Here is a 6,652-nt window from a genome sequence, read left to right as displayed (position 1 = left end):
TGTGTTAACCAGGAAAGAGCCGTACAAGGCAGCAGCATGAACATAGGCACTAAAATAGTAAACATTTGTCGTTAGACAAGAAAAGCAAAAGCGGTTAATCAGTGTAAGAAGCCTGCAACGAGTTGCGCGGATAAAGTTCAAATGATGGCATAAAAGGTAAGGCCTGCACTCGCTTGAACCTGACCGGGGCCAGGGCCCGTAGAGGCCGAAGACCTGATGAGGTGGGAGTGAGCGGATTCCATCAGGGCCAGGGGCATTGAGACCTCACCCCAAAGGCCGGTCTCTTATTAAGAGAGTGGAAGCATTACTCTTTAGTCATGATGGAAAACTTATCCTTGCAAAGCGGGGCGGACCATATATGACCCCGGTTTTACATAACAGTACATTAGAACTGTGCATAAAAATCGCTGGACAAGCCCTTGCAAGGCCATGCAGTGACGTAAAAGTTCCCAGGTTATGTTTTTTCTTTAAGGGTAAAAAAACGTCACATACTCCGATCAAGGTGAACGGCGTTTGGAGGTCAATGAAGGAGCCCATCAATTGCATTGAACCAGTTCTTTAATACGAGTCAGTGGTCTCATCGCCAGCTCCTGACCACGTAACCCATCTCGGTAACCGGTAATCCATTGATAACTTGAATAGCCGACAATCCCCAATCCGGCGTACCAGCCCGCTGCTGCAAGGACACCTGTGGTAATGACCGTGTTAATGACCGACGAAGCGGATCTTGAGTTTGTTGAGTTTGCTGAGTTTGTTGACACTGTGTCGGCATTTACCAGGCAAAACGATAAATCCAACGCATCCTGTAATTCAGTTATCGAAGAGCAATTGGCTGTTAACACACGTGGGTCTGCATTTTGGCAAAAAAGCTGATCATTGGAGATGGATCCAATGCTCACCGCCTTGGTATTGGTAACCGTGGCATGTCCTTCAATATACCCCACCCCGATATTTGCTTTTGAACCTCTACCCCAGGTTTTGGCATTGCTGTTCACCGCCATGGTGTTGGCAACAGTTCCATATTTAACCAACCCCGCCCCGATGCCGGCGTTTGCATACTCCCCCCTGGTTGTGACATGGCTGTCCACCGCCGTGGTTTTGTCAACCGTTCCGAAAACCTCCCCCCCCCCGATGCCGGCGTTTGCAAATTTACCACTGGTTTCGACCGAGCTTTTCACCGCCGTGGTCTTGACAACCGTTCCTTTAACCACCCCACCCCCGATGCCGGCGAAATCTTCCTGCCTCTTGGTTGTGACATGGCTGTTCACCGCCGTGGTGTTGGCAACCGTTCCTTCAACATACCCCCCCCCGATGCCGGCGTTTGTAAGCAACCCCTTGCCCGAGAGTGTGACATGGCTGTTCACCGCCATGGTGTTGGCAACCGTTCCCGTTCCTGTAACATACCCCCCCCCAATGGCGGCGTTTGCCTGATAACCCGAGAGTGCGACATGGCTGTCCACCGCCGTGATGCTGTCAACTGTTCCTTTAACCACCCCCCCCCCGATGCCGACGCGTGCACGATAACCCTGGGTGACAACAATACGAACATCTTCCGCCCGGATATTACTGACTGTGCCAGTAACATCAACAACACAGGCTGCTAACCCTGTCGCCTCCCATTCATTCATTTTGGCACGATTTATATTGGCACCAGTAAAGTCAAGGTTCCTGATGCTGCCTTGCAGAGTGTCAACAAAACAGTCAGACAGGCCGCTGATGGTATGGCACTGCCCATCGTACTCCCCAGAGAATGCACCGGGAATACGATGATGACCATTAGTGACAACAATATCCGCTGTCTGTTGATAGGTACCGTCCAGTGGATAGTCGGAATGTCGACCAATCTTGCCCAGGGTTTCTGCATCATTAATCTGTTTCGAATTCGCATACTGAAAAGAGCTGGCCAGCGTGCCAAGGGCAAGTAGTCCTTTGGTTCCCTGACTCCCTTGATAGCGGGCCGTGGATGTCTGTTGAAGGGGTACGTCTTTCGAGCCGGGTTCTTGTTCCTGAGCCTCTTCCCGGATTTCTTTTGATGTCTGTGGTAATTCCGGTTTTGCATCCGGCCCGGGCAAACCGCTCCCGGTCCAGGCATTGGCCATATCTTTCACCATGAAAAGGATGGAACTCGACGGCAGGATAGTTGCTGTGGCCAGTCGCACAAGATCTTCCACTGCTTTGCGGGAATTGAAACCGAGGTGAGGATCTTCCGTTGGAATCAATGATTTCGCAAATGCTTTAGAAACAGCAACGCCATGGCCGAGCCAGGAATGTTCGTTGCCATTCCCTGAGCATTGGGAAGCGCTGTCGCAAATTGGTTGCTGCATGATGGGTTGCTGAGTGGGTTGCTGAATCATAAACAGGACTCTTGATGTTGGAATGTATAACAGTAAATTAGAGAGTGCACAAAAAATTACCGGGTACTCTCTTATTCGAAAATGCAGTGTCGTAAAAGTTCCCGGTTTATTTTTTTTATTTAATGGTACGTGTTGGAGCCGTCGTGTTATTTTTATAAATGAATGGTTGTATATATTTGAATGACTGTAAGACCAATGGACATTAGCGAAAAACTTTTTAATCACTATCCAGAGTTTGCATAGAATACGCAGCCAATATCAGCATTTAAAAATGGCCGGGAAATGGCAGCCTGGCTTGGACTGGTAACCAAACAGCAGTCTACCAGTGGCGTACCCACCTTGCCGGGGATCAGTAAACGGGGCGATACCTACCTGCGAACCCTGCTGATACACGGTGGCAGAACCGTTGGCAGGGTAGCCGATAAACATGACGATCGACGTAATAACTGGATTAAAAAGCTTGATCAGCGCAGGGGCAAGAATATATCAGCAGTGGCTGTTGCCAATAAAAATGCTGGCATTGCCTGGGCTCTGTTAACCAGGAAAGAGCCGTACAAGGCAGCAGCATGAACATAGGTATTTCAATATTAAACAATTGTCGTTAGACAAGAAAAGCAAAAGCGGTTGATCAGTGTAAGAAGCCTGCAACGAGTTGTGTGGATAAAGTTCAAATAATGGCATAAAAGGTAAGGCCTGCACTCCCTTGAACCTGACCAGGGCAAGGCCCATAGAGGCCGAAGACCTGATGAGGTGGGAGTGAGCGGATTCCATCAGGGCCAGAGGCATTGAGACCTCACCCCAAAGGCCGGTCTGTTTATTAAGAGAATGGAAGCATTACTCTTTAGTCATGATGGAAAACTTATCCTTGCAAGCGGAGCGGACCATATATGACGCTAGTTTCCCTGGCTCCTGGTTTCCCTGGCTCATTTCATGGGCTGGTTCCTGCGTATTAACACTCTGCATGTTCATTCGTTCCCGGATTCCCTGAATACCCTGTGATACCGGATAGTAAGCGTTTTACTGGTGAACTGACGGGGCTAGCCCCGGATGAATCACCAGTGTTTGCGGCCCTGAAAGATAACACCTTCGGAAAAAACCTGCGTCTGGAGCAAGAGCGTGTTGGTTATGGCTGGCTGTTGGATGCCCTTTGAGGTGATAGCATTAGCAGCGAAAATCTCCCGGCTCGCTCCACTGCCATCCTACAGGGAGGTGAATACCCGGCAAGATGGCTCTCACTGCAAGGTGGGTTTCGTACAATCCCTGTACGGAATGACAGCGGAGTAAAGTAACTGGTTTTATGCCATGAACTCCTTAATGTCTACCGTAAGTGCCTACCTTAAGATGCTTCATTGACATAAGTAGTTAACCAAATGAAATCATATTTTCTGACTAAGTGGACAGTCACTCTGCGGCGTTACAACTCCGGTCACATAGCTACGGCTATGCTCCCTGCGTTGTGCCTTGCATAGTAACTGTCCACTTAGCCAGAAATATACGATTCCATTTGGCCAACTACTTAAATATTGAATGGGTTGCAGTAGGGAGGAACTTTTATAAGAAAGCGTGGTCTTAAGATATAATTCAACAATTCAATAATTCTGTAATTCAATGAATCAAATCTATAACTTACCTTCATTCGATATTGCTTTTTCTGGTCTTTATTCCGGCACATCAGATTTAATAAACCAACCCTGCCCACTTGATGTCAGAAAACAACAGCAAGCGCTTCAAGGCGTGTCTGGCGAGACACTGGACTCTCCTTTTTCTCTTGACAATAGTCAATCAGATATACACAAGGATGAAGTTGGTATTTTTAAATCTTTACATGAATACGATATTGTATCTCTATCAGACTTCGATCCAGAAAACTCAAAGATACCAAAATCAGTTCTTGATAAATATGTACCTTGGGATTCTGATGATGAGATATCATCAATATCAGATTCTCCCTTTACTCAGCAGGTATGCTTACCGGTTAGCGAGCATGACCCAATACCTACTAGACATTCAAGACCAGATGATCATTTAACTCATCTTCCTGCTGTACTGTTTAACCGACCAGGTTTACCACCAGTGACTTTAGTGAACCAGATAAACCTGAACCAAAAGGCGAGTGATAAGCAAACGACCCCAGTAGAAGAAATTGCTGATAGTTTGCTTATTGAGCGCCAAATGGAGCGAAGACAAAAGCCCGAAAAAAGAAATCTCAAAAATCAGCGCAAAAGGGAACAAATGCAAGACCCCGAAAAAAGAAAGCTGAAAAGCCAGCGCGAAAGAGAGCGAATGCAAGACCCCGAAAAAAGAAAGCTGAAAAATCAGCGCGCCAGGGAGCGGTATAGTGAAATAATGCAAGACCCCGAAAAAAGAAATCTCAAAAATCAGCGCAAAAGGGAACGAATGCAAGATCCCGAAAAAAGAAAGCTGAACAGCCAGCGCGAAAGAGAGCGAATGCAAGACCCCGAAAAAAGAAAGCTGAAAAATCAGCGCGCCAGGGAGCGATATAGTGAAATAATGCAAGATCCCGAAAAAAGAAAACTGAGAAATCAGCGCGATAAGGAGCGAATGCAAGATCCCGAAAAAAGAAAGCTGAGAAATCAGCGAATGCAAGACCCCGAAAAAAGAAAGCTGAAAAATCAGCACGCTAGGGAACGGTATAGTGAAATAATGCGAGACCCCGAAAAAAGAAAGCTGAAAAATCAACGTGAAAGAGAGCGAAGGCAAGATCCCGAAAAAAGAAAACTGAGAAATCAGCGTGAAAGAGAGCGAAGGCAAGACCCCGAAAAAAGAAAACTGAGAAATCAGCGTGAAAGAGAGCGAAGGAAAGACCCCGAAAAAAGAAAACTGAGAAATCAGCGTGAAAGAGAGCGAAGGCAAGACCCCGAAAAAAGAAAACTGAGAAATCAGCACCATCAAGCTTCACCAGTAATAAGTTCTTCAGAAGGTATATCTCTATTTTTTGATATTATTGAACCAATGTTCAATTTAAACAAACCGGGGTAAAAAACCGAAAAGAAAAAAACCGGGGTCAAAAAACCGGGGTCACAAAAAACCGGGGTCAAGTCTTGCTTCTTGATAGTTTGATTGAAAGTGGACAGTTGGCAGAAAAAGCGAAAGCAACCTTCTTTTTCTGCCAACTGCCAACTGATGAAAAAAACAGGATGTTCCATTATGTTGCAGGGTCACAGGGTCTTGAATCTTGAATCCATTCAAAAGAAAGCCCTAAGCCAGTTTCGGGCTCCTTGGTTTTGCGTCAAGAAGAAAGACCTAATGGAATGGTCCGCCCCGCTCCCAAAACGGCTTCAAATGAGCCAAAATAGAATGAGTTTGGTAGGACATCATTCAAAATAAGAAACGGAGCGAACCATCCATGGGCAAGATTAACAAATCACAAACTAATCAAAAAGGCCTGGTTGCTTTTCTCGGAATTGATCTGAGCAAAAAAGTTTCCAGCAACATGGTGTTGATGCCAAAGGTCATGTGGTTATCAAAAAGAAACTTAATCGCAAAGCACTCTTGCCCTTTATCGCCAATTTGCCTCAATGCGTTATCGGCATTGAAGCTTGTGGAGGTTCACACTACTGGTATCGTAAATTTACCGAACTGGGTTATGACGTTCGTATTATGGCCCCCCAGTTCGTAAAGCCTTACGCAAAGTCAAACAAGAATGACGCTGCTGATGCTGAGGCTATGTGAAGCAATGCAACGGCCCAGCATGAGCATCGGCATCAAACTATTAAACATTTGTCGTTAGACAAGAAAAGCAAAAGCGGTTAATCAGTGTAAGAAGCCTGCAACGAGTTGCGTGGATAAAGTTCAAAGATGGCATAAAAGGTAAGGCCTGCACTCCCTTGAACCTGACCAGGGCCAGGGCCCGTAGAGGCCGAAGACCTGGAGGTGGGAGTGAGCGGATTCCATCAGGGCCAGAGGCATTGAGACCTCACCCCAAAGGCCGGATTCTTTATTAAGAGAGTGGAAGCATTACTCTTTAGTCATGATGGAAAACTTATCCTTGCAAAGCGGGGCGGACCATATATGACCCCAGTTTTACATAACAGTACATTAGAACTGTGCATAAAAATCGCTGGACAAGCCCTTGCAAGACCATGCAGTGACGTAAAAGTCCCCGGGTTATGTTTTTTCTTTAAGGGTAAAAAAACGTCACATACTCCGCTCAAGGTGAACGGCGTTTGGAGGTCAATGAAGGAGCCCATCAATTGCATTGAACCAGTTCTTTAATACGAGTCAGTGGTCTCATCGCCAGCTCCTGACCACGTAACCCATCTCGGTAACCGGTAATC

The 6,652-nt window shown here is 46.5% G+C and carries 3 protein-coding genes and 2 pseudogenes; 4 read left to right on the top strand and 1 reads right to left on the bottom strand.

The features are described 5' to 3' along the window. Positions 1-536: 536 nt before the first annotated feature. Positions 537-2,354 carry a M26 family metallopeptidase gene (locus tag J7438_RS24325; protein WP_209278644.1) on the bottom strand — a complete coding sequence of 606 codons (1,818 nt, stop codon included), beginning with the start codon at positions 2,352-2,354 and terminating at the stop codon, positions 537-539. 264 nt (positions 2,355-2,618) lie between these two features. On the opposite strand from J7438_RS24325, the pseudogene J7438_RS24320 reads away from it, so the two are divergent. The 4 genes and pseudogenes from J7438_RS24320 to J7438_RS24305 form a co-directional block, all read left to right on the top strand. Then, a pseudogene (locus tag J7438_RS24320) lies at positions 2,619-2,924 on the top strand (transposase); the annotation flags it as partial. A 425-nt stretch (positions 2,925-3,349) separates the two neighbouring features. Further along, a complete protein-coding gene (locus J7438_RS24315) occupies positions 3,350-3,505 on the top strand; it encodes a Wadjet anti-phage system protein JetD domain-containing protein (protein WP_209278643.1) in 156 nt (51 codons plus the stop codon). Positions 3,506-3,962: 457 nt separating this feature from the next. Further along, complete coding sequence (locus J7438_RS24310; protein WP_209278642.1) at positions 3,963-5,354, top strand: hypothetical protein; 1,392 nt, start codon at positions 3,963-3,965, stop codon at positions 5,352-5,354. Positions 5,355-5,721: 367 nt separating this feature from the next. Then, a pseudogene (locus J7438_RS24305) lies at positions 5,722-6,069 on the top strand (IS110 family transposase); the annotation flags it as partial. Between the last annotated feature and the right edge of the window lie 583 nt (positions 6,070-6,652).

Origin of the sequence: Thalassotalea sp. G20_0, from assembly GCF_017744175.1 — a bacterium.
Taxonomy (GTDB): Bacteria; Pseudomonadota; Gammaproteobacteria; order Pseudomonadales; family Endozoicomonadaceae; genus Endozoicomonas.
The sequence above is the reverse complement of the archived record's forward strand: the minus strand, read 5'-3'. Positions and strand labels throughout refer to the sequence as shown.

What these genes read in the sequence shown, in the direction of transcription:
- J7438_RS24310 (WP_209278642.1), top strand. Translation starts at nt 3,963, where the DNA reads ATGAATCAAATCTATAACTTACCTTCATTCGATATTGCTTTTTCTGGT.
- J7438_RS24325 (WP_209278644.1), bottom strand. Translation starts at nt 2,354, where the DNA reads ATGATTCAGCAACCCACTCAGCAACCCATCATGCAGCAACCAATTTGC.